At 40.5% G+C, this 24,171-nt stretch carries 16 protein-coding genes, 1 tRNA gene and 2 rRNA genes; 6 read left to right on the top strand and 13 right to left on the bottom strand.

Annotated elements, in window-relative coordinates:
• Positions 1-147 precede the first annotated feature (147 nt).
• From phoA to CYG50_RS22465, 4 genes are all read right to left on the bottom strand, one after another.
• On the bottom strand, positions 148-1,587 hold the full coding sequence (phoA, locus tag CYG50_RS22480; protein WP_102140299.1) for an alkaline phosphatase: 1,440 nt from the start codon (positions 1,585-1,587) through the stop codon (positions 148-150).
• A 181-nt stretch (positions 1,588-1,768) separates the two neighbouring features.
• A complete protein-coding gene (locus CYG50_RS22475) occupies positions 1,769-3,337 on the bottom strand; it encodes an alpha/beta hydrolase-fold protein (protein ID WP_232368227.1) in 1,569 nt (522 codons plus the stop codon).
• A gap of 58 nt (positions 3,338-3,395) precedes the next feature.
• Positions 3,396-4,010 (bottom strand): DUF3156 family protein, encoded by a 615-nt coding sequence (locus tag CYG50_RS22470; RefSeq protein ID WP_232368226.1) that lies wholly within the window; start codon positions 4,008-4,010, stop codon positions 3,396-3,398.
• Positions 3,985-5,475, bottom strand: coding sequence for an APC family permease (locus CYG50_RS22465; protein ID WP_102140301.1), 1,491 nt, complete (start codon positions 5,473-5,475; stop codon positions 3,985-3,987). Before CYG50_RS22465 ends, CYG50_RS22470 begins: the two co-directional genes overlap by 26 nt.
• A 397-nt stretch (positions 5,476-5,872) precedes the next feature.
• Here CYG50_RS22465 and CYG50_RS22460 point away from each other — a divergent pair, with 397 nt between their 5' ends.
• A complete protein-coding gene (locus CYG50_RS22460) occupies positions 5,873-6,535 on the top strand; it encodes a helix-turn-helix transcriptional regulator (RefSeq protein WP_102140316.1) in 663 nt (220 codons plus the stop codon).
• Positions 6,536-6,543: 8 nt separating this feature from the next.
• On the opposite strand, the gene CYG50_RS22455 is transcribed toward CYG50_RS22460, so the two are convergent.
• The 5 genes from CYG50_RS22455 to CYG50_RS22435 all read right to left on the bottom strand — a co-directional run bounded on the left by CYG50_RS22455 (position 6,544) and on the right by CYG50_RS22435 (position 11,725).
• Positions 6,544-7,287, bottom strand: a complete 744-nt coding sequence (locus CYG50_RS22455) for an SDR family oxidoreductase (RefSeq protein WP_102140302.1) — start codon at positions 7,285-7,287, stop codon at positions 6,544-6,546.
• Positions 7,288-7,413: 126 nt separating this feature from the next.
• Positions 7,414-8,907, bottom strand: a complete 1,494-nt coding sequence (locus CYG50_RS22450) for an aldehyde dehydrogenase family protein (protein WP_102140303.1) — start codon at positions 8,905-8,907, stop codon at positions 7,414-7,416.
• Between the two features lie 28 nt (positions 8,908-8,935).
• Positions 8,936-9,304, bottom strand: a complete 369-nt coding sequence (locus CYG50_RS22445) for a cupin domain-containing protein (RefSeq protein WP_102140304.1) — start codon at positions 9,302-9,304, stop codon at positions 8,936-8,938.
• A 49-nt stretch (positions 9,305-9,353) separates the two neighbouring features.
• Complete coding sequence (locus tag CYG50_RS22440; protein WP_102140305.1) at positions 9,354-10,658, bottom strand: NAD(P)/FAD-dependent oxidoreductase; 1,305 nt, start codon at positions 10,656-10,658, stop codon at positions 9,354-9,356.
• 323 nt (positions 10,659-10,981) lie between these two features.
• Positions 10,982-11,725, bottom strand: coding sequence for a helix-turn-helix transcriptional regulator (locus CYG50_RS22435; RefSeq protein ID WP_102140306.1), 744 nt, complete (start codon positions 11,723-11,725; stop codon positions 10,982-10,984).
• 265 nt (positions 11,726-11,990) lie between these two features.
• Here CYG50_RS22435 and uriH point away from each other — a divergent pair, with 265 nt between their 5' ends.
• Positions 11,991-12,935, top strand: a complete 945-nt coding sequence (uriH, locus tag CYG50_RS22430) for a uridine-preferring nucleoside hydrolase UriH (protein ID WP_102140307.1) — start codon at positions 11,991-11,993, stop codon at positions 12,933-12,935.
• A gap of 45 nt (positions 12,936-12,980) precedes the next feature.
• On the opposite strand, the gene CYG50_RS22425 is transcribed toward uriH, so the two are convergent.
• Entirely contained in the window at positions 12,981-13,967 is a 987-nt protein-coding gene (locus CYG50_RS22425) for a glycosyltransferase (protein WP_102140308.1), read from the bottom strand.
• A gap of 295 nt (positions 13,968-14,262) precedes the next feature.
• Here CYG50_RS22425 and CYG50_RS22420 point away from each other — a divergent pair, with 295 nt between their 5' ends.
• From CYG50_RS22420 to idi, 4 genes are all read left to right on the top strand, one after another.
• Positions 14,263-15,177 (top strand): DUF808 domain-containing protein, encoded by a 915-nt coding sequence (locus CYG50_RS22420; protein WP_102140309.1) that lies wholly within the window; start codon positions 14,263-14,265, stop codon positions 15,175-15,177.
• Positions 15,178-15,549: 372 nt separating this feature from the next.
• Positions 15,550-17,307 (top strand): nitrate/nitrite two-component system sensor histidine kinase NarX, encoded by a 1,758-nt coding sequence (gene narX, locus CYG50_RS22415; protein WP_102140310.1) that lies wholly within the window; start codon positions 15,550-15,552, stop codon positions 17,305-17,307.
• An 18-nt stretch (positions 17,308-17,325) separates the two neighbouring features.
• Positions 17,326-17,982 carry a two-component system response regulator NarL gene (narL, locus tag CYG50_RS22410; protein ID WP_102140311.1) on the top strand — a complete coding sequence of 219 codons (657 nt, stop codon included), beginning with the start codon at positions 17,326-17,328 and terminating at the stop codon, positions 17,980-17,982.
• Positions 17,983-18,125: 143 nt separating this feature from the next.
• The gene (gene idi / locus CYG50_RS22405) at positions 18,126-18,641 is read left to right on the top strand and encodes an isopentenyl-diphosphate Delta-isomerase (protein WP_102140312.1); all 516 of its coding nucleotides are present in this window, start codon (positions 18,126-18,128) and stop codon (positions 18,639-18,641) included.
• Positions 18,642-20,465: 1,824 nt separating this feature from the next.
• On the opposite strand, the gene rrf is transcribed toward idi, so the two are convergent.
• The 3 genes from rrf to CYG50_RS22390 form a co-directional block, all read right to left on the bottom strand.
• Positions 20,466-20,581, bottom strand: a 5S ribosomal RNA gene (gene rrf / locus CYG50_RS22400).
• A gap of 145 nt (positions 20,582-20,726) precedes the next feature.
• Positions 20,727-23,748, bottom strand: a 23S ribosomal RNA gene (locus CYG50_RS22395).
• A gap of 244 nt (positions 23,749-23,992) precedes the next feature.
• Positions 23,993-24,068 (bottom strand) — tRNA-Glu (locus CYG50_RS22390).
• Positions 24,069-24,171 lie beyond the last annotated feature (103 nt).

The following is a 24,171-nucleotide window of genomic DNA, read 5'->3' as shown; positions in this document are numbered from 1 at the left end:
AATTTTTCAAGATAACGGATAAAAAAGAAGTGCAAATATTTAGTAAGTTTATTGAGGAACGGTTGAAAAATAAGGAGAAAATAGACTAAAAAATAAAAAAATCCCCCGCAACATCCTATTGCGGAGAATTTTCACTACAGGGTTGGTTTATTGCTTCAATCCCATTGCATCGCGCATGGTAAAGAACAAATCAGTTTGGTCAGTTAGACCCATTACGTTTGCCGCATGTGGGCCATAAGCCGCCACACGTAACTGAGCACCGGTGTGCTCTTGAGAATCATCTTCTTCAGAGTTACCGTAATTCACTACCATCACAGAACCGTCTTTAGTAATCAACGCTTGCGTTAAGCCCGTTGATTTTGTGCCTTCTGGAATAATTTGGCTTGAATGTGAATGGTCAGCTGTCACAATAACTAATGTATCACCATGTTTTTTAGCGAAATCTAAGCCAACTTGTACAGCTTGGTCGAGAGCAACTGTTTCACCAATTTGGCCACATGGGTTTGCTTTATGATCTTGCTTATCGATAGAAGCGCTTTCAACCTGTAAGAAGAAACCATTCGGGTTAACTTCTAACAGTTCAATCGCTTTTTTCGTCATTTGAGCTAATGTTGGCGCATTAGGGTCTAACTTAGCGTTCGGTTTACACTCTAACGGCGCATTGTTGATATTACCATAATGAACCGCTTTCGGGCCTTCCCATGCAACCGTCATGTTGCCATCGTGGAATAAGCCAAGAACAGGTTTGTCTTGATTTGCGACTTTAATGCTGTCTAATGATTTAGCATCTCGCACAATATTGTACCCACGTTCAATCGCCTGTTGCTCCAACGTTTTACCTTTGTAGTCACCCGCCTTTGCTTCTTGCTTGAAGCTCTTAGCGCCACCACCAAGTGTGACATCTGGGCGAGTTACCAACAGTTGCTCTGAAATTGAACCACGACCGCCATTTTCTAGCGCGTTAGTCGCACATTTTTCTGTTGTTTCCTCAGGGCCATAACATTTACGCGCACTCACATGCGAAAATTGCGCAGCAGGCGTTGCATCTTGAATCTCGGAAGTTGTGACGTTACCTGTAGCTTTACCATTACGTTTAGCTATCTCAATTAATGTCTCATGGTCGTTACCAAATACATCAATTCCCAATGCGCCATTGTAGGTTTTCACACCGGAAGACCACGAAGTGGCAGACGCGGCAGAATCAGTCACATAGTCGGGTTTTTGTGTTTTTTTATCTAATGCATAATGGGTGTACTGACCCGTAATTGGCAGCGCATCGATACCTTTAAAGAACCCTGAAGCGCCTTCTGCATAGTTACGAGCAACAGTTATCTCTGAGTCCCCCATACCATCACCAATAAATAAAATCACATTTTTGGCTTGGCCATTGTGAAGTGCCGCTTTCATGATATCAGTTTGCTCTGTCGCTAAACGACGCGCGCCACCAAATTTGGTGATATCACCTTGCGCCGCACGGTTTTCTGACACCGCATCATTTTTATCAGCCGCGTAGGCAGGGACTGTACTCCCTAAAATTAAAGTACTTACCGTGACAGCTAAAAGGGATTTCATAAAATTACCAGTCATAACTGTTTCCTTGCCAATCAATAATGAAAATAGAAGATGTATATTTCAAATAATGAAAGGCATGCTAAAGGAGCCAGATGACAGTTGAATGACGCTTTTATGGCGAAATGAAGACGTTTGTCATAAATGTGAAAAAGCAGCTAAATATAAGCTGCTTTTTATGAATGAGCGTTAGGGCTATTTACCATTGTGACGCAAGTTGGTTTGTTCCCTCATAAAGCGTTTCACACCAAGAAACGTAGTCGTGCCCACTAGGGAGTTCAATGGCATCAACTTGATAACCTTTATGTTTTAGAACATCGAATAACCGGTAGTGGTTTTGAATAATTCCCCCCCAACTACCACGTTGTTCAAATAGGCCAGCCTCAAGGAAAAAACGGATCGGTTGTGTTGGCATCATTTCAATTTCACGAATTAACCATTCAGGGTCTTTATCCTTCGGAGCCCACCAGTAAGATCCTGACATGCTAATGACATTACCGAAAATTTCCGGGTACTGTAACGCATTCCATGTCGCCCCAAGCCCTCCATAGCTGGAACCTGCAATAATCGTATGGCTTGCAGGTGCTTGAACTCCCATTTCCGCGAGCTGAGGCATAAGTTCATCCGCCAGCAACTTAGGAAACGCATCATTAGGAGGAAGCTCATCACCACGACGCGCTGAATTGATGCTGTCCACAAACACAATATTCATCGCTGGGAAACTCCCTTGATCCATCCACTTATCAAAGAATTTATCCATTTGATAGTTTTGCAGGTAAATTTGGCCATCCAATAGCACCAATAGTGCAGGGGTTTCCATTGGGATATTAGGCTGGTAAACCGTTATTTTTCTTTTATTTTTTAATACCTGACTCGCCAACGTAAATGTCTCTAAATGGCCTTTCATCTGCCTGTTTTCTACATCAGAGAAATGACATTGGCGTATATTCGGTACTAATGATAACAACGAAAAACGGTTATATTTATCTACACTTTGCGAAGGAATAACGTGAGAATTATAAGGATCTGACTGCGCAGTGACTAAAATCGCCTTACGTTGAGCAAAGCCGCCCTCTGGCACAGAAGGGATATCCGGTGCAATTTTATATTGCGATAACGTATCATTAGGAATGATAAAAGAACGATACCAAATATCCGTTCCCGCCAAGTGGGCCATTCTTTCGTGATTACCCGACGGTGCCCCTAGAATATAAGCATTTGCTTTCGCGCCTCGCCAAAGAAATGTCACGCGTTTTTGTCGATTTGAAAACACCTCAACCAGTGGTGTTCCTTGCGCGGCGACAGCTTGCCAAAATGCGCTTGTATCGCCATTTTGATAATGTTCATCAAGTAAACTTTGTAGCATTGGGCTAATAGGTTCATTATCTTTCTTAATGGCTAAAGGTTGGTACTCGCTGATATCAAACTTTAACTGCCAAGGTTTACCCGGCTCACCATTCAATGCTAAATAATAAACCCCATTTTCTGATACGACATAGTCTGCGCTATGGGGTTCTCGCACCGAGCCATACTCTTGCAATGCACGCACAGGCTGTTTATTGGAGTCCAATAACAGGACCTTGGAAAGGCCTTCACCACGTTGTTTTATAAAATCTTGCTGTGATACTTCAAAAGATAAGCAACTATGGCCCTCGCTATCATGCAGCCCTTCAACAAAGGAAAGCTCAGATAAACGCATGCAGTCAGAATGCGTTGCCATTGCAGTAGATGACAGCAACATACAACCTAAAAGAGGCAAAGATTTCACATCAAATTCCAGCGAGTCAATTGATAATAATTATTACTATCAAAAAACTCTTTTAAACTCAATGGCTCACAGCACGTTTTTCCACCAATTGGTTAATTAACTGCAGCGCACTCAATAAATAATAGCGTTGTTTTTGTACTAATCTCAAATAACGGCGAGTCGCAGGAATACGGCTCACCATTTCTGATGCGGTGTAAGGCTCGATTTCACAACGCCAACGACCATGGCTAAACTCTATTTCGCAATGATTAAATTCCAGCTCTTCTAATGTTTGCCTAATAATGGGGTATTCATTCAGCCATTCAATAACTCTCTGTCCATCCATTTGTTTTGAGACGAAATGGATATGTTTTTTCTTTATACTCCCTCGGGTTTTTACTTCAATTTTTGCATTGATATTATCTGTGCATTGGCCTGACACCGCAAAACGGCTATACACAATGAAAGCGAGAAACAACTTTTTTGGTCGCTCTGTCACCTCAATGGTTAACTCCGGTTGAGGCTGTACAAGGAGCTCTCCGGGTGCTCCCCACTCACATGGATAAGGCGCCATGTCCTTTTCAACACGGTTAAGTGTCAATCCTATTTGATATCCGGCAGGCAAACGTTGCTGAGTGAGCTTACCGATTTTTTCCCACAAAGACGGTTTAGGCGAGGTGACGTAATGGCTCAAGTTGGCCTCCTTCCATTTCTTCATCGGCAAAGGAATTTGATAAAACGGATTCAACATCTACGGGTTTAAATGGGTTAACTTTCTGCACGAAAACGGTCCAAATTAATGCATACCCTGCGGTTAAACCTAACATAATGGCAAAAGGAATATAGATATCCGATTTATTCATACCCGGTGGGGTAATGTACACAATAGCTAAAATAATTCCGACACTCGAAATAATTTGCGGTATAGGGAAAAAAGGAGAACGATAAGCACGATGTAAGTCAGGACGACGAATACGCAATAACACCACTGAAATCGTTACCAGCAAGTAAGCCGTTCCCCAAGAACACACCGCCGCCAGTACCAATGGAATGATACGGTCAAGGTCGCCTTGAATAGCAAAAGCATGCAAACACGGGATCATCACGGCCACTAAAATGCCGAATACTGGGGTTTTGAAACGTGGATGTAAATAAGCAAAGATGCGTGGTAATGCCCCATCAAGCGCCATTCCATAAAGAATACGAGGAACCGCTGCCATTAACGTATTAATGGTTGCTCCACCAGCCAATAATAATGCGACACCTATCCAATACTTCCCAAACTCACCCATCACAATTTCAGCAAATGCAGGGATTGCCATTGGTGTTTCCAGTAAACGTGTGCCTGTTTGCGGGTCAACGACCACATTTTCCACTTGGTTCGCTAAAGCTGCACCGAATAACACCATACAGAGCGCGACACAAAATAGGCCCGTTGTCATCGCGCGAGGGATCACCTTAGCGGAATTTTTAATTTCAGGCGCCATTGGTGTCACTAACTCACACCCAACAAACATGAACATCGCCATACCAACAAAGCTGAGAATCAATGTTGGGTCAGTATTGAGTGGCTGACCAAACCAGCCGTCCATATCGACATGAAAGGGCAATATCAAACCACTCACACTAAAAATCACTAACGTAGACCACATGGCGAATGTCAGTACAACTTCAACCTTACCAAAGGCTTCAATGCCGAATGCATTTAAAATCCCAAACGCGACAACTAATCCCACGCCGACCATCCAAGACGAATTACTGGTTTCTAAGACAGTATTGAGATGCTCAAAATTAACAAGCGCCATAATTCCAGAAAGGATCGTTTCGGCAGTTCCTGCAAACACATGCACAATCAAATAAGCCGAAAGCGCGCCAGTTATCGCCCAAAACCGCCCCATCCCACAAGAGATATAGTCATATACTGAGCCTGACGTTGGTAGAATGGCTGCAGCCTCCGAAAATGTGGTTAGCTGAGCTTGCATCATAATGAAGCTAAGTAGCACGGCTAGGGCAAACGTATCACCACCTATACCGAATCCACTCGTAACGGTTAAAATAACGGGGCTAGCCATAATCAAGCCGGCAGAACTCGCCAATGTGGTCGGAAAGCCAACTTTCCCTTTTTCTAAATGTGTCGACAATTTTGAGGATAAATTCATTTTACATCCCTCTCACTCTCTACCCAGCCATGAATGTGAATTTTTTGTAAAAACAAAGTAACTACACATCCACTATAGAAATAAGCCTAAACAGGCTGCTATCGTTCTAAAGAACGATACCTAGAGAGAGGGGAAATAAAATTTAACTCACGAAAAGTACCCACACTTTGAGAGGAAATAAAAATAATTAAAGTAATATCAATATGTAGCAAGCAATTAACTCATTAATATATTAATAAATAATCCTCTAAAGATACCAAAAAGCTACCAATCAATATTTGTGGAGTTTTTATGCGTTTTAAATACTGCTATCAACCTCACGTTATTAATACGTTTACTTTATGTTAATGGCATTAAGGAGCATGATAATAATTCGATTAATACACAAGGGAATATGATGAATTCACCATTATTCGAGCCTCATCAACAAACATTAATTGATTGCTGCCTAAATACCATTGCACATATTATTCCAGTTTCTGCTTTGGTGTATTACCTCGTGAATGATCATTGCCAGCCAGATAACTACGTTCTTCATGGGATCCCAGCAAAAATGCACGAAGAATATCTCACTTATTTTCACCAATTAGACCCTTTGCACCCCGACCATTTTCGCAGTGATGACTTACGCTTAGTGAGAATGGATTCTGAAATACGTCAGCAAAATCAGGCTTTTTTCCATGATTTTATGCAACCGAATAACATGACTGATATGGCAGAAATATTTATTCGCCGTAAAAATAAAATTATTGCGGGGATTTCGGTGCTGCGAGACAGTCCATTTAGCCAGCAAGAAATCATGCGATTAAATGCTATCTTGCCTGTCGCTGAACTAATGACATTCGATGTGTTACCCGACTCGCTAGTCTCTTATACCCCTAAAGAACAAGAAATCATCCATTTAATACGGGAAGGCGCAAGTAATAAGCGAATTGCCTTATTATTGGGAGTTTCACTATCAACAGTGAAGACTCACTTACGCAATATCTTCACTAAAGCGAATGTGACAAACCGCACCGAGCTTGTATCATCAGGGTTTATCATTCGCCAAGAAAAATGATAATGAATCTAACGGCCACCCGCCGCATCAATAATTGAACCTGTAACATAAGAAGATGCACCACTTAACAGCCATACGATGATTTCAGCAATCTCATGTGGTTCTCCCCCTCTTTTCATCGGTAATTGCGAAGCAACACGGTCAACTCGACCTTCCTCACCGCCATCTTTGTGCATTTGAGTATAAATATAGCCGGGTCGAACGCCATTAACACGTATTCCTACTTCTGCAAGCTCAAGTGATAACCCTTTTGTAATTGAATCTACAGCGCCTTTAGAAGCGGCATAATCAATATATTCCCCTGCAGCACCTAAACGCGCAGCTGCAGATGAAACATTCACAATGGCTTTATCTTTGAATTGATTAAAATGGTAGGCGTGTTTAATAAACTCCCGACAACAAATCAGTAATCCGGTGACATTCGTGGCTAATACCTGATTAATGCGCTCTGCAGTCAGCATCTCTGTACGACACTGCTGAAATAAAATTCCGGCATTATTCACTAAGTAATCTAAGTCACCATATTGTTCTTTGATGGTTGCAAATAATTTAACAACATCATTTTCATCACTGATATCACATTGCAGTGCATTTGCAATCCCCCCCGCAGATTGAATCTCTTGCACAACTTCATCAGCCGCTTGCTGGTGATTTTTATAGTTAATCAGTACATGCATACCAAGGCTGCCCAATTTAATCGCTGTAGCTCGACCAATCCCTCGGCTAGCACCTGTAATCAACACTTTCTTCATACTGTTACCCATAATGAATAATAACGAGCTTTCATCATAACCACGAATAAGCAACGATAGCTATAAAATACAAAAAACCCGGCACGGTGGCCGGGAAATGTTGATTAATTAAATATAAATCGAACACTAATAACGCACCATGACAGATTTTAACTCTGTGTAATACTCAATAAAGGCACTACCAAATTCACGACCAATACCTGATGACTTAATGCCACCAAATGGCACTGCGGGGTCAAGGAAAGTATGCATATTCACCCATACGGTTCCCGCTTCAATGCGTGAAATCATGCGCATTGCTTTACTGAGATCATTTGTCCATAAACTCGCAGCTAAACCAAACGGAGTGCTATTCATCATCTCAATAAGTTCTTCTTCATCATCGTAACTCAAGAAAGTCCCTATTGGCCCAAATGTTTCCTCTTTCATCAATACATCATCCGGGCTATTAGCACGAATAATGGTTGGAGGCACAAAATACCCAGCACCTGCAACTGGCTGGCCACCATAAATAATTTCACTACCCTCTTCGCGAGCCTTTTCAAACAAAGCTAAGATTTTTTCATAATGCGCTTTATTTGCCAGCGGCCCCATCTCGGTTGTTTCATCTAATGGAGAACCCACTTTCATCGCAGACAAACGTGTTTTTAGTTCCGCTAATACTTCATCCATCAATTTAGAGGGAATATAGAACCGCTCAGCAGCTGCGCAAATTTGTCCTTGATTTAGATATCCCGCTTCAATAATCCCATTAACAATTTTTTCAACCGAGAGGTCAGCTAAGAATGCAGCGCCGTTTTTCCCACCAAGTTCAAGTGTGACTCGGGTTAATTTACCTTCCATCGCTGAACGCCCTACCGCCAGCCCAGTCGGTACAGACCCCGTAAATGTCACTTTAGAACAAAGCGGATGATGGATCAGTGCGGGCCCAACCTCACGACCACCGCCATTCACGATATTAATGACACCGTCAGGGATCCCTGCCTCTTTTGCTAATTCCACCACTCTGAGCATAGTTAGTGGCGTAAATTCACTTGGTTTCAACACAATCGTACAACCGCATGTTAAAGCCGCGGCTAATTTCCAAATGGAAATCATAATAGAAAAGTTCCAAGGAATGATACCGGCTACAACACCAACGGGTTCACGCTGAGTAAATGCAGAATATTTCTCACCATTAAAAGAAGGCAATGAAACATTCAACGTTTCCCCGCTGATTTTTGTCGCCCAACCAGCAAAATAACGCAAGAACTGCGCAGATGACCCCACTTCAAGAAAACGAGATAATTGAATGGTTTTGCCTGAACATAACGTCTCTAACTGGGCTAACTCTTCAAGGTGCTTTTCAAGCAAGTCAGCAAGGCGGTTTAAGCAATTCCCTCTTTCCATTGGTGTGGTATTTGCCCAAACCCCTTTAAACGCAGTATGAGCTGCATTCATTGCGGCATCCACTTCTGCTAAGGTCCCTTCTTTTACTTTCGCGATAACCTGTTCTGTGGCTGGGTTAACAACATCAAAAAAAGTATCGCCCTTGCCAGAAACCGGTAACCCGTTGATAAAATGACCGTGCTGGCGCTTCAAAAACTCACTGACTTCTGGTAATAGGCTTAACTCGCTCATTGTTATCACTCCACTAAATAGAAATTAATTAGGCATTTACACAAGCTAAGTAGTGTTTTACGAAGCGTGGTGTTTCAATTTCCCATAAAACTTCAGTACCTTTCGCAGCAAACCATGTATCGCCTTTATGGTATTCAACCGTCACACCGGTTTTCACATCCGTTAACTTCACCGAACCTTCGTGAACTGTCGCCATTTCATCAAATGGATATACCATTTTAAACTTACCTTTAGTACAAGCAAAAATACCGCAGGTCAGGTTATCCGTTGGTTCACCGTGGATCATCGCAACACTCGCTTGAGGGTCGCCTTCAACAACCACAGAACCTAAGTTTGTCACACTACCAATATTTAATAGTTCTGGCAGTGGTTTGTTTAACAGTAATGGACTGATCATAATTTTTACCTTTAATCGATTTAAATAAACTAGTTAAGTGGATAACGAATTAGCGGCGACCTTGCCAATAACCGGATGTCTGATGCATTATTTTTGCCAGTGAAACAATCACATTACGCATGCTATCTTTACCAATAATATTAGCGTGCGGGATAGAACTCATTAAGTCATAACGATGAGAACCTTCTACCATCCCTTCAGCCAAGACTTTGCACACAATCTGGCTAGGCGTAACACCAAAACCTGAATAGCCCTGTGCATAAAACACATTTTTATGTTGTGGTAATGAGCCAATTTGTGGAAATAAATTTGCACTACATGCCATCGGTCCACCCCAAGCTAGTTCAATTTTGACATCTTTGAGGTAAGGAAAGACTTTTAGCATTAAATTACGATTCCATGCTTTAAGATCAGATGGAATGTATTCAAGAAAATGCGTTGAACTACCGAATAATAAGCGATTTTCATTCGTTACTCGGTAGTAATCTATAACGGGGCGAATATCACTATAAGCACCACGGATTGGGCTAATTTGCTCAATTAATTCATCAGGCAATTCTTCAGTCATTAATTGATATGCGTAAGTATTAATGGTTTTAGGATAAAGCGTCGGCTCAAGACCATTTAGAAATGAGTCACAAGCCCATAGCATTTTCTGTGCTTTAACTGTTCCCATCGCAGTTCTAACTTTGATGGTATTACCATACTCCACATTTAATACTTGGCTATTTTCAAATATTTTAGCGCCATATATTTCACTAATCGCTTTCGCTTCACCCAATAATAAATTCAATGAGTGGACATGGCCACCACCCATGTGCTTGATACCACAGGTATAAGCATCGGAACCAATAATCTGTTTTAGTTCTGAACCACTGTAAAATTCAATTTCTTCATCAGGATCAACTGACTTGACGTCTTTTAACCAGTTACGTAAGGTCTTTTCTTGGCGCTTGTTGCTTCCTAAGTATGCGTAACCACGGCAAAAGTCTGCATCAATATCATATTTAGCGATGCGATCACGCATGATCCCCGCGCCCATATTACTGAGTTTAAAAATCGTTTCTAAACCCTCTGGCCCAACATATTTTTTAATTGCATCGATATCATGACCAATGCCTGCCATCACTTGGCCGCCATTTCGCCCTGAACCACCATAGCCAAGATGACGCCCTTCCAAAATAGCAATATTGGTGATCCCTTTCTCACATAGCTCTAGTGCGGTATGGATCCCGGAGAAGCCGCCACCGATGATCACGACATCAACATCAAGATCTTCCTTTAATGTCGGAAAACGTAAGTCATACTTCTTAGTTGCAGCATAGTAAGTCAATGATTCTACTTGGTTATTCATTATGGATACCCTATTTAGTATCTTTCGATAACCCGATTATCTTAACCTTACATTAACAATTACATAGCCCTTTAGGGACATTCGAAACATAAAGTTAACAAATGTGAGCCAAGTAGAATATTTAAATAGTAACGAAATTCACAAAAAATATTAAACAACCAAAAAAATCAACCAATTAACAAACCATTCTCATATTAACAATATTGTTTATTAATTTTAGTTCATTAAGACCATCTAGACAAAATCAAAAAAAATAACGTAATAACAAAAAAGACAGCATCCCATAAAACCATATCAAATCAATATATTACGATAATTTGTACTTAACTCAGCCTATTCATTAATAAGTTAAATAATTCGACTTGTGAGTTAATACTTAACTTTTGATAGATATTCTTACGGTGATTTTTCACTGTCCCTAAACTAATGAAAAGCGCCTGTGCAATTTGTGGTGAGCCTTTACCCGCTAAAATTAACTCGACAACTTCACACTCTCTGGGGGTCAGCCCAAATCGTGTTTGCATATCTGTATTTTGGTAGTGATTCGACACCGAAGAAGGAGAAATATCTTTATGAAGTTTGACCATACTACGAATGATATCGAAGGCATCTTTAAGTGGCGCTTGCGTATATTTTTCCGAGAAAAAAGGCCTATCTTCATTACCAAAAAAAATACCTAATTGCCTATCATCTGAAATATCTAATAACAGCCCAGCCTCATCACACCACCCTGTTTTGCGATAAAAATTGAGATAATAGTCCGTATGATAAAATCCTTTAGGTGCGAGTTCTTTTAGTGTTAACACTTTGGAAGCGCCTCCTCTTTGGATTTCTTGGTAGAATGGGTCCATTAAATAAGCACCTCGTTGATAGATTCTGTTAATACTATCGCTATTACGGCGCTCTACTTTGGAAAGAAATCGGGGTGGCGCTCCTTTTTCAAAGGAGTAAACAATCGCATTATCGAATGCAATAAGTGAAGACAACCATGATAATAAATTAGGGTAAAACTGATTAGTTGCAACAGAATCAATAACATCAGGTAATCTTTCTAGATAGTTCTCCACTCTGCCTCCTCAATCATTAACTCGTTAATAAAAACCCTCTAGGCGGTTTCATTTATATTGCTTAAAACTACATAAAGAACACATTATCTTTATAAACTCAACACGATTGTTATTAATATGTTAATCACATCACTCCTCATTAGTTACCCTAATGAATAGTTTCATTACATTAGCATTCATGAAAATAGAACTTACGTCACATAAAAATAAATTCATCCCTATATTATGTTAATCAAAAGTAAATAACCTAAGAAAAGGAGAAATAATGTCTAAAAATAAAATTATTATCGATTGTGACCCTGGCCATGATGATGCAATGGCAATTTTCTTAGCATTAGGCAATTCAAATATAGAGTTACTTGCGGTAACGACTGTCGTTGGAAACCAAACTTTAGATAAAGTCACTCATAATGCACGCGCAATTATGGAATTCGTTAGTGCAAATAATATCCCTATCGCTGCGGGTTGCTCTCGACCACTCGTGAGAACCATTCAGACAGCCCCAGAAGTTCACGGTACAACAGGCCTTGACGGCACTCACCTCCCCGAACCTAAATTACCTATTGATCCGCGCCATGCTGTTGACTTGATTATTGATACGCTAAAGTCACATCCCCCTAAAACGGTGACTCTCGTCCCGATTGGAGGACTCACAAATATTGCTTTGGCAGTAAGAAAAGCACCTGAAATTGTAGAGTTAGTCAAAGAAGTGGTATTAATGGGAGGAGGCTACCATACAGGTAACCGTACTGCAGTCGCTGAGTTCAATATCCTTATAGACCCTGAAGCGGCTCATATCGTATTTAATGAAACTTGGCCTATCACTATGATTGGGCTAGACCTTACACACCAAGCAAGGCCAGACGACCAAATAATGGAAACAATTGCTGCGTTAAACACACCTGTAAGTGATTTTGTTGTTGAGTCCCTAAATTACTACACTGCTGGTTACCGCAGACGTAATGGCTATACTGACCATGCTCCAGTTCATGACCTATGTGCTGTTGCTTATGTTATCGACCCATCCATAATGGAAACGATTAAAGCCCCGATTGATATCGAACTACAGGGCGCTTTAACAACAGGTATGACCGTGACTGACTTTCGCCACCCCGCTAAAGCAGATTGCCACACACAAGTTGCAACAAAGTTAGATAACCCACAGTTATGGGATATGTTTATTGCTTCTCTAAAGCAATTAGAAAAATAGAAAACAAAAAAGGTAGCCTATTAAAATAGCTACCTTTTCCGTAAATTATGATTTGATAATTTCTTTTAGCTTTGTGTAGCGCCTAATTAATCGCCATTTTAATTTTACTGTAGTTGCATGTGCCCACACAATTTGCCAATAACCCTTATCAAAAAATAGTTGTACCATTTCTTTCTGTACATCTGGTGATTTGATAGCTAATAGCGCTTGAATCACCCCTAAGCCTTCTTTTCCTACCTGCCATAGACAAGCCGGTGCTTGTTTAACTTGTTCAGGATAACGCTGGTAAATATTTAACAGCATATCAATAATTTTCAAATAGGTTTTTATCTTACGGACTGAACGTTCATCACCACTCAATGAGTGAGAAACAGATTGGTTATGGATTAAATATCGATAGTATTGTTCATTGATGAATTGCACGCGCTTTGCCACGAGCAACACTTCTGTTGTCCAAGGAATGTCTTGGTGATGTAATTTGGGTTCAAAGAAAAACTTGTGTTCGCGCAACATGTCTAAACGATATAAATTCAGCCAAGTTACATGCAAAAACTTGCGAGAGCTTAAGCCAATTTCAAGCCATTCAGGGCCTGAAATGACACCAGTTGACGGGACTTTATTCGGTGGAAAAATTGCCTTTGGGGCATCACCATTAGTGTAAACATAAGTCCCATTACAGGTTGCAACATCGAGATTATTTGATAATGCGATTTCTAATAAGCGCCCATACATTTGTGAGCTAATTTCATCATCAATATCAGGGAATGTAATGTATTTCCCGGTGGCCTCAACCATCCCTGTATTGCGAGCAACTGAGACACCTTGGTTTTCTTGATAAAGCACTTTCAAATGTACAAATTTATCTGCATAAGACTTAATGATGTCTTCACTTTTATCTTTAGAGCCATCATTTACAACAATCAGTTCCCAATTTTCTAATTTTTGTGCGATTAAGCTATCAAAGAACTGAGGTAAAAATTTTTCACCGTTATATACAGCAACGACAATACTCAAAACTGGCTGAGAAGACATGTATTATAACCCTATACCAATCTATTAAAAATTATTTATAAACTAAATAATTAAACCAAACATAAAGTAAGATAGTAGATAACTGTATGTTATTTTACTAAAATTAATAGTTTAGAAACGAAAAAATCATATTGGTTCCATTGTCATAAAAATTTAATAATTCAAAATTCAGACTTTTCAACTGCAGTGGGATTATCTTATTTGTAAATATGGCTTATGTTGTAGTGAACTAATTATCCATTAACTGACCTAATAAACATTAATGACACCTTAAAAAAATATTGAGGATACCCTTGTGGCTGGAAGTAGCTTACTCACCTTACTTGATGATATTGCCGCTGTACTAGACGATGTTTCCGTCATGACTAAAATGGCAGCCAAAAAAACCTCTGGAGTTTTAGGTGATGACCTCGCGCTAAATGCCCAGCAAGTCACAGGTGTTCGTGCAGATAGGGAGATCCCTGTTGTTTGGTCCGTCGCTAAAGGGTCATTTATTAATAAATTAATACTTGTTCCTTTAGCGTTATTAATCAGTGCCTTTATTCCTTGGGCCATCACACCACTACTTATGATTGGTGGGGCCTACCTTTGTTTTGAAGGCGCAGAAAAAATAACTCATAAGCTCTTGCATTCTAACGTAAAAAATACTGTTTCCCAAAACCAGTTACAGTTATCAGAAGAACAACTTAAGGAATTTGAAAGTAAAAAAATCAAAGGGGCTATTCGTACTGATTTTGTTTTATCAGCCGAAATCATTGCTATCACACTAGGCATTGTTTCCACTACCACTTTTATCAACCAAGTGGCCGTACTCTCTATCATTGCTATCGTAATGACTATCGGTGTATATGGCTTAGTTGCAGGGATTGTCAAATTAGATGACTTAGGCTTTTATTTACAGAAGAAAACTTCATCTTTATTAAAAAAATTTGGTAATTCATTGATTTATGCAACCCCTTATCTGATGAAAACATTATCTGTTGTAGGGACTGCCGCGATGTTTATGGTCGGTGGTGGTATTCTAACCCACGGTATCAGCTATATTTCAGAATGGATTACCGAAATATCGTTTACTGCAACCTTAACACCGATCATTGGTAGTACTATGCATTTTATCCTACCAACTATAATTAATTTATTTTTTGGGCTAGTAACAGGTCTAATCCTTGTTGCGATAATCTCACTATTCAAAAAATTAAAAAAAGCTTAAAACAAAAAGGTAGCTCTATCCATTAGGGCTGCCCTTCTTTCTATCATTGATATGATTATCAAAAATACTTTCGATGTATATTAGTTTACATATTGATTTACTTCGATATTTAAACTGATCTAAATCAAAAGAAACTCATCTTTAATTTACGCTATAATACGTAAATTCACTCACAGCAAAATAAAATTTAATCTTATATATCAATAAATAACACGATAAAACTCAACGGAGAATTTTATTTTCTATTTACTATTCTGTTATAAATCCCAAAAATTACTACCAAAGTAGTATATTTAATATTCAAACCTTTATGAACAATACTAGAAGTATGCATTTTAAGTTCACTAGCACGACTTTTTAAGGAAGTGACACATGCCCACGCTGTATCGTCGATTTTCAATCATTAACCAAGTGATCGGCCTAATGCTACTTATTGCGATCTTAGGAATTATTGGGATGACGATTTCCAATCGAATGATTATAAGTGTGCAAGGTAATGCTCATGCAATAAATAAATCAGGTTCACTACGAATGCAGAGCTACAGATTACTTTCTCTAGTCCCTTTAAATACCCAGAATCAGCGTTATCTCGATGCATTAGAATCTGACCTCATCAGTCCAGAACTGACTCAAGTTGTAAAGATCGAAAATTTAACGCCTCAATTTGATGAACTCTACAATTACTGGCTACATATCTTGAAACCCTCATTAATGGAAGCAAATGCCCCTAATGATGCAAGATACGAAGTTATATCATTTGTAAGTAAACTAGATGAATTAGTTCATAACATTGATGAGAAAACGGAAAGAAAGATTGCTTATGTTGCCATGACACAACTGATTTTTATCAGTTTAGTATTCTTATTACTGATGGGAACTATCTGGCACCTGAGAAAAAAAATTTATTACCCATGGGTTAAATTATTATCAATGGTCAATGCGATTGGACGAAAAGATTTTAGCCAACGCTACCCTAAAAATAATAGGCAAGATGAGCTAAATGCGTTAGGAGAAACTCTGAACCAAATGTCGGATGAATTAGCGCTAAGTTATCATCAGCTTGAAGAAAGGGTTGCAGAGAAAACTGCAGACTTAATCACAAAAAATAAAGTGTTATCATACTTATATCAATCAAGCCAAATCCTTCATTCATCAGATCCTCTCTACTTGCGATTACAAAAAGTCCTTATTGAACTAGAAAATATTACCATACTCAAAAATCTCAGTTTACGGTTGTATGAAGAAAGCAACGAAACATATTTTCACGAAATATGCTGCCATTCAACCGGGTTATCAGAAGTGAATACAACGCAGCTAGAACAACAAGCTTCAATCGAAAAACCGCTCAGCTTACAGTGGGATTTATCAGACAATATGCATCGTTATGGCATTATTATTGGGGAGATTGAAGATAACCAAATACTTTCAGATGAACAAAATAGCCTCGTTTCTGTTTTAGCTAAACAAATCTCTGGTATGTTAGCCATGGAGCACCAGATAGAACAACAGCAACAGTTACTTATCATGGATGAGCGCTCTGCAATTGCGCGTGAACTTCATGACTCGATTGCTCAATCTTTATCTTGTTTAAAAATGCAAATTAGCTATCTGCAATTACAGCCAGAGCCATTACCAGAAAAACCTCAACAACTGTTAACAGAAATGCGTAGCGAGATTAATACCGCATATAGCCAGTTAAGAGAATTATTAACTACATTTAGGCTTAAATTAATGGAACCGGGTTTACTTCCCTCATTAGAAAGTACTATTAGTGAATTTAGTGAACGCACAGGGTATACAATAGGCTTAAATTACGACCTACCCGCGAAAAGTATTTCACCGCATCAATCTATTCATATAATACAAATAGTCCGAGAAGCATTAACTAATATTTTAAAACACGCTAATGCAAAGTGGGCTGAGGTTTCATTAAACCAGTATGATGGTATTGTTACCATTACAGTTACTGACGATGGTACAGGGATCACGTCAAATACTGATAAACTTAACCATTATGGGCTTATTATTATGAGAGAAAGAGCATTAAGCCTTAATGGAAATTGTTGTATTACACCTAGGCCTCAAGGTGGAACAGAGGTAAAAGTTACCTTCCCTTTATCTGACGCTTAACATACCGGAAAATCATCTATGGAAAATACAAATATAGTGAACGAAAAATCAACCATTCTACTTATTGATGATCATCCGATGCTAAGAAATGGAGTCAAGCAATTGATTAGTTTGGAGTCTTCATTGCAAGTTATCGGTGAAGCTGGAGATGGTAAAACTGGCATACAGATCGCTGAAGAGCAAGATCCTGACCTTATCTTACTTGACCTCAACATGCCAGGCATGAATGGTTTTGAAACTCTCGATGAACTTAGGAAGCGAGAGCTATCAGGTAGAATTATTCTTTTTACCGTTTCTAATTATAGTGATGATTTAGTCAATGCACTAAAAAGAGGTGCCGATGGTTATTTACTAAAAGATATGGAGCCTGAAGAGCTTATCGTAGCCCTTAAAGAAGCTGCAAGCGGTAAGTTAGTTGTCAGCCCAACATTAGCATCTGTGCTTGCTGAATCACTAAGAGATAACACCACACAGGATGATAATAATATTGCTTCATTGACACCAAGAGAAGCCGATATTTTAGAACTGATCTCTCAGGGTTTATCAAATAAAATGATAGCTCGTAAACTCGATATTGCAGAAAGCACAGTAAAAGTACATGTTAAACATTTACTAAAAAAACTCAATTTAAAATCAAGAGTTGAAGCTGCAGTTTGGGTTTTACAACAAAAATAATTTTTACTCTCACAGCTATATCACCTTATGATAGCTGTGAGTTAAAAATAATTATATTTATAATTAAACAGCTCTAATATGCAAACTTATATTTTTAATTATACTAAACTAGAGCAATCATTTAATAACGGAAAATAATATAAATGAAAGATGAATTAATTTTAGTCGATGAGCATGACCAACCTATTGGGGTTATGCCAAAGCTATTGGCACATCAGCTCGGTCACTTACATCGAGCATTCTCAGTATTTATCTTTAATGAGAAAAATGAGCTACTAATTCAACAACGCGCTTTTCATAAGTATCATTCAGCGGGACAATGGGCAAATTCTTGCTGCAGTCATCCTAGACCAAATGAAGATACTCAGAAAGCTGCTGAACGTAGGCTTCAAGAGGAATTAGGTTTTGTCACTCCATTGACGCACATAGGTTCCTTAATTTATAAAGCAGATGTTCAGGGAGGCTTAATTGAACATGAGTATGACCATATTTTTATTGGTTATTATAACCAATATATTCAACCAAATAGAGAAGAAGTCTCATCTACAAGGTGGGTAAGCCTTCCTCAATTAAAACAAGAGATCGTTCTTACTCCTGAAATTTTCACACCGTGGTTCAAAAAGATACTAGAAGAATTTCCTTTATTAGATTTTAAATAAATATGTTTTATAACATTTTTATGAATAATTTAACTTTCTAATCTTCATTTTTAATTATGAAGAATATTTATATCTATTTGTAGCATTATAAATATTCAAGTAATAAACGTAATATTATTAAACTCCACTTAGTAATAGTATTGATTTAAGTTTAAGTTTAAGTTTAAGTTTAAGTTTAAGTTTAAGTTTAAGTTTAAGTTTAAGTTTAAGTTTAAGTTTAAGTTTAAGTTTAAGTTTAAGTTAGATTAATATTTTCTCCCGGCCTATCTTCAACAATAAATATTATTGATAATTTTTATTTAACCTACTCTCTTCATCAATAAATCTAACTCATATTTTATATAAAAATTAATCAGCTAGAAAATTACTACCACCTTATTTTCTACATTCTATTACTTTCCTTCCAGCTATATTTTTATATTTCCATAACAAGTGAGCTGTTACTTACTGCTTTACCACAAGCAATTACATTCACCCCAGCAATGGATAATTGTCGACTCAATATACTTATTTGATTTTATTGAAATTAACTATACTTAGTTAAGAAACAAGTGAGTTGTTACTTACTACTTTGGCTCAAGCGATGTCATTCATCACTGTGATGGAAAAACACCCAGTCCACAGTACTCACGTGATATTATTAAAATTCTCTTTTCCACAAAATAACCTGTGAGTTGTTACTTACTACTTTGGCTCGAGTGATTACATTCTCTGGAGTAATAGATAATCATCAATACACTATATCCGTTTGATTTTATTGACTTACCTACATTTAATTAAGAAACAAGTGAGCTGTTACTTACTACTTTGTATCTAAAACATCCATTCATGACGCCAATACAACCGCTTTTCTTCCATTGCTCCTCCTAGCTCCCCACCCCACTACCATCACCAGCAGCCATCGTCCCACCTCAACAAGTGAGTTGTTACTTACTACTTTGGCTCAAGTGATGTCATTCATCACCGTGATGGAGAAACACCCAGTCCACAGTACTCACGTGATATTCTTAAATTTTTTTCCACAAAATAACCTGTGAGTTGTTACTCACTACTTTACGTCTAGAATGTCCATTCGTCACACTGATACACTCCATTGCTCCTCCTAGCTCCCCTCACCCCACTACCATCACCGGCAGTCACCGCCCCACCTCAACATGTGAGCTGTTACTTACTACTTTATATCCAGAATTTTCATTCACAGAGCCAATGCCACTAAGAGTCACCTACCGATTGCCTAACCTAACTCTCTTAACTCTTTTTACCCCACAGCCATCACTTATATCTCCGCGCGCTCTTCAACACGTGAGTTGTTACTTACTACTTTGGCTCAAGTGATTACATTCTCTGGGGTAATAAATAATTATCAAATCACTATACCCATTTGATTTTATTGACTTACCTGCACTTAATTAAAAAATACGTGAGCTGTTACTTACTACTTTGACTCAAGTGATGTCATTCATCACCATGATGAACAAGCACCCAATCCATAATACTCACGTGACATTCTTAAAATTCTCTTTTCCACAAAATAATCTGTGAGCTGTTACTCACTACTTTAGTTCCAACAATTCTATTCACCACGATCAGCGGTAAAGATATATTAATGGCTTTCCATAAGCCAAAGAGATGAAAAGGGGAAGGGGAAATAGCGTAAGAAATACAGGAATAAAGAAATAAAAAAGAGAAAAGAGAAAAGAGAAAAGAGAAAAGAGAAAAGAGAAAAGAGAAAAAACATAAGATAGTTAGCATGTTAGCACAATACCGAGGATATCCCTAAACGCAAAAAAGCCACCCAATGGGTGGCTTCTTCACTAATTTAATGTCTGGCAGTTCCCTACTCTCACATGGGGAGACCCCACACTACCATCGGCGCTACGGCGTTTCACTGCTGAGTTCGGCATGGGGTCAGGTGGGACCACCGCGCTATTGCCGCCAGACAAATTCTGTTTGTTCCCGTTTAGTTTTCTCCACTAAACCAGAACGTCAATCTCAAACAAGCTGCGTGTCCTTCGCCTCTCGGCTTCTCACTCTTTCTTGAAAAACAACTCTATCTCTCAATCCCTAAAACACCTTCGGTGTTGTCAGGTTAAGCCTCACGGTTCATTAGTATTGGTTAGCTCAACATATCGCTATGCTTACACACCCAACCTATCAACGTCTTAGTCTTAAACGTTCCTTTAGGACCCTTAAAGGGTCAGGGAAGACTCATCTCAAGGCAAGTTTCCCGCTTAGATGCTTTCAGCGGTTATCTCTTCCGCACTTAGCTACCGGGCAATGCCATTGGCATGACAACCCGAACACCAGTGGTGCGTCCACTCCGGTCCTCTCGTACTAGGAGCAGCCCCTTTCAATCTTCCAACGCCCACGGCAGATAGGGACCGAACTGTCTCACGACGTTCTAAACCCAGCTCGCGTACCACTTTAAACGGCGAACAGCCGTACCCTTGGGACCTACTTCAGCCCCAGGATGTGATGAGCCGACATCGAGGTGCCAAACACCGCCGTCGATATGAACTCTTGGGCGGTATCAGCCTGTTATCCCCGGAGTACCTTTTATCCGTTGAGCGATGGCCCTTCCATTCAGAACCACCGGATCACTAAGACCTACTTTCGTACCTGCTCGAGCCGTCACTCTCGCAGTCAAGCTGGCTTATGCCTTTGCACTAACCGCATGATGTCCGACCATGCTTAGCCAACCTTCGTGCTCCTCCGTTACTCTTTGGGAGGAGACCGCCCCAGTCAAACTACCCACCAGACACTGTCCGCACCCCAGATAATGGGGCAACGTTAGAACATCAAACATTAAAGGGTGGTATTTCAAGGTTGGCTCCACGCAGACTGGCGTCCACGCTTCGAAGCCTCCCACCTATCCTACACATCAAGGCTCAATGTTCAGTGTCAAGCTATAGTAAAGGTTCACGGGGTCTTTCCGTCTTGCCGCGGGTACACTGCATCTTCACAGCGAGTTCAATTTCACTGAGTCTCGGGTGGAGACAGCCTGGCCATCATTACGCCATTCGTGCAGGTCGGAACTTACCCGACAAGGAATTTCGCTACCTTAGGACCGTTATAGTTACGGCCGCCGTTTACTGGGGCTTCGATCAAGAGCTTCTCCTTACGGATAACCCCATCAATTAACCTTCCAGCACCGGGCAGGCGTCACACCGTATACGTCCACTTTCGTGTTTGCACAGTGCTGTGTTTTTAATAAACAGTTGCAGCCAGCTGGTATCTGCGACTGGCTTCAGCTCCATCCGCGAGGGACTTCACCTAGCGCCAGCGTGCCTTCTCCCGAAGTTACGGCACCATTTTGCCTAGTTCCTTCACCCGAGTTCTCTCAAGCGCCTGAGTATTCTCTACCTGACCACCTGTGTCGGTTTGGGGTACGATTAATGATAATCTAGAGCTTAGAGGCTTTTCCTGGAAGCGGGGCATGAGCTACTTCATCACCGTAGTGACTCGTCATCGAACCTCAGCATGTAGTGAACCGGATTTGCCTAATTCACCTGCCTACATTCTTAAACCGGGACAACCGTCGCCCGGATAGCCTAGCCTTCTCCGTCCCCCCATCGCAATTATCACCAGTACGGGAATATTAACCCGTTTCCCATCGACTACGCATTTCTGCCTCGCCTTAGGGGTCGACTCACCCTGCCCCGATTAACGTTGGACAGGAACCCTTGGTCTTCCGGCGTGCGGGTTTTTCACCCGCATTATCGTTACTTATGTCAGCATTCGCACTTCTGATACCTCCAGCATACCTCACAGTACACCTTCACAGGCTTACAGAACGCTCCCCTACCCAACGAACGTATCCTTAAACTGACTGCCTGACGTTTCCGCCTCGACTTTGTTGGACGCATTGACGTCGCTTCGCTCCGTCAATCGTTTTGATACATCTGAGTATCACTTAATCAGTTTAAGTGATACGTTCGCTGCCGCAGCTTCGGTGCATAGTTTAGCCCCGTTACATCTTCCGCGCAGGCCGACTCGACCAGTGAGCTATTACGCTTTCTTTAAATGATGGCTGCTTCTAAGCCAACATCCTGGCTGTCTGAGCCTTCCCACTTCGTTTCCCACTTAACTATGACTTTGGGACCTTAGCTGGCGGTCTGGGTTGTTTCCCTCTTCACGACGAACGTTAGCACCCGCCGTGTGTCTCCCGTGATAACATTCTTCGGTATTCGTAGTTTGCATCGAGTTGGTAAGTCGGGATGACCCCCTAGTCGAAACAGTGCTCTACCCCCGAAGATGAGTTCACGAGGCGCTACCTAAATAGCTTTCGGGGAGAACCAGCTATCTCCCGGTTTGATTGGCCTTTCACCCCCAGCCACAAGTCATCCGCTAATTTTTCAACATTAGTCGGTTCGGTCCTCCAGTTAGTGTTACCCAACCTTCAACCTGCCCATGGCTAGATCACCGGGTTTCGGGTCTATACCCTGCAACTTATTCGCCCAGTTAAGACTCGGTTTCCCTACGGCTCCCCTATACGGTTAACCTTGCTACAGAATATAAGTCGCTGACCCATTATACAAAAGGTACGCAGTCACCCTGATAAATCAAGGCTCCCACTGCTTGTACGTACACGGTTTCAGGTTCTATTTCACTCCCCTCGCCGGGGTTCTTTTCGCCTTTCCCTCACGGTACTGGTTCACTATCGGTCAATCAGGAGTATTTAGCCTTGGAGGATGGTCCCCCCATATTCAGACAGGATAACACGTGTCCCGCCCTACTCGTCGAGTTCACAACACTAACACCTTCGGATACGGGGCTATCACCCTTTACTGCCGGACTTTCCAGACCGTTCTCCTGATGCTAATGCTGATTAAGACTCTGGGCTGCTCCCCGTTCGCTCGCCGCTACTAGGGGAATCTCGGTTGATTTCTTTTCCTCGGGGTACTGAGATGTTTCAGTTCCCCCGGTTCGCTTCGTTTGACTATGTATTCATCAAACGATAGTGCAACGAATTGCACTGGGTTTCCCCATTCGGAAATCGTCGGTTGTAACGGTTCATATCACCTTACCGACGCTTATCGCAGATTAGCACGTCCTTCATCGCCTCTGATTGCCTAGGCATCCACCGTGTACGCTTAGTCGCTTAACCTCACAACCCGAAGGTGTCTTTTTTGTCACTCGACACAAAACCCGACGGCTTCTGTCTGTTGACGACATCTTCAAGTTGAGATTTTTGAGAGACTCTCACATTGTTTAAGCGATAAACAATGTGCGTTGTTTTCAATTTTCAGCTTGTTCCAGATTGTTAAAGAGCATAATTGTTAAACCAACTATCGAAATAATTGGCTTAATCATTATTGGGGACATCGTCTTTCACTCGATATCGGCGCAATTGGCGTCCCCTAGGGGATTCGAACCCCTGTTACCGCCGTGAAAGGGCGGTGTCCTAGGCCTCTAGACGAAGGGGACACGAAACTTGTTTAGCAAATCACTGATTTGCTCGTTTCGTGTAAGGCGACATTCCTCATTGGAATGGAGCGGCTGTGTTAAAATTCTACATCAGCGCAAAAAG

The sequence above is a fragment of the Providencia huaxiensis genome (assembly GCF_002843235.3).
Taxonomy (GTDB): domain Bacteria; phylum Pseudomonadota; class Gammaproteobacteria; order Enterobacterales; family Enterobacteriaceae; genus Providencia; species Providencia huaxiensis.
This window is presented reverse-complemented; position numbering and strand designations above follow the sequence as displayed.

Bases quoted from the DNA above. Each gene is read 5' to 3' on its own strand.
- phoA (WP_102140299.1), bottom strand. From the start codon at position 1,587: ATGACTGGTAATTTTATGAAATCCCTTTTAGCTGTCACGGTAAGTACT.
- CYG50_RS22465 (WP_102140301.1), bottom strand. From the start codon at position 5,475: ATGAATTTATCCTCAAAATTGTCGACACATTTAGAAAAAGGGAAAGTT.
- CYG50_RS22460 (WP_102140316.1), top strand. From the start codon at position 5,873: ATGAATTCACCATTATTCGAGCCTCATCAACAAACATTAATTGATTGC.
- CYG50_RS22455 (WP_102140302.1), bottom strand. From the start codon at position 7,287: ATGAAGAAAGTGTTGATTACAGGTGCTAGCCGAGGGATTGGTCGAGCT.
- CYG50_RS22450 (WP_102140303.1), bottom strand. From the start codon at position 8,907: ATGAGCGAGTTAAGCCTATTACCAGAAGTCAGTGAGTTTTTGAAGCGC.
- CYG50_RS22445 (WP_102140304.1), bottom strand. From the start codon at position 9,304: ATGATCAGTCCATTACTGTTAAACAAACCACTGCCAGAACTATTAAAT.
- CYG50_RS22440 (WP_102140305.1), bottom strand. From the start codon at position 10,658: ATGAATAACCAAGTAGAATCATTGACTTACTATGCTGCAACTAAGAAG.
- uriH (WP_102140307.1), top strand. From the start codon at position 11,991: ATGTCTAAAAATAAAATTATTATCGATTGTGACCCTGGCCATGATGAT.
- CYG50_RS22425 (WP_102140308.1), bottom strand. From the start codon at position 13,967: ATGTCTTCTCAGCCAGTTTTGAGTATTGTCGTTGCTGTATATAACGGT.
- narX (WP_102140310.1), top strand. From the start codon at position 15,550: ATGCCCACGCTGTATCGTCGATTTTCAATCATTAACCAAGTGATCGGC.
- narL (WP_102140311.1), top strand. From the start codon at position 17,326: ATGGAAAATACAAATATAGTGAACGAAAAATCAACCATTCTACTTATT.
- idi (WP_102140312.1), top strand. From the start codon at position 18,126: ATGAAAGATGAATTAATTTTAGTCGATGAGCATGACCAACCTATTGGG.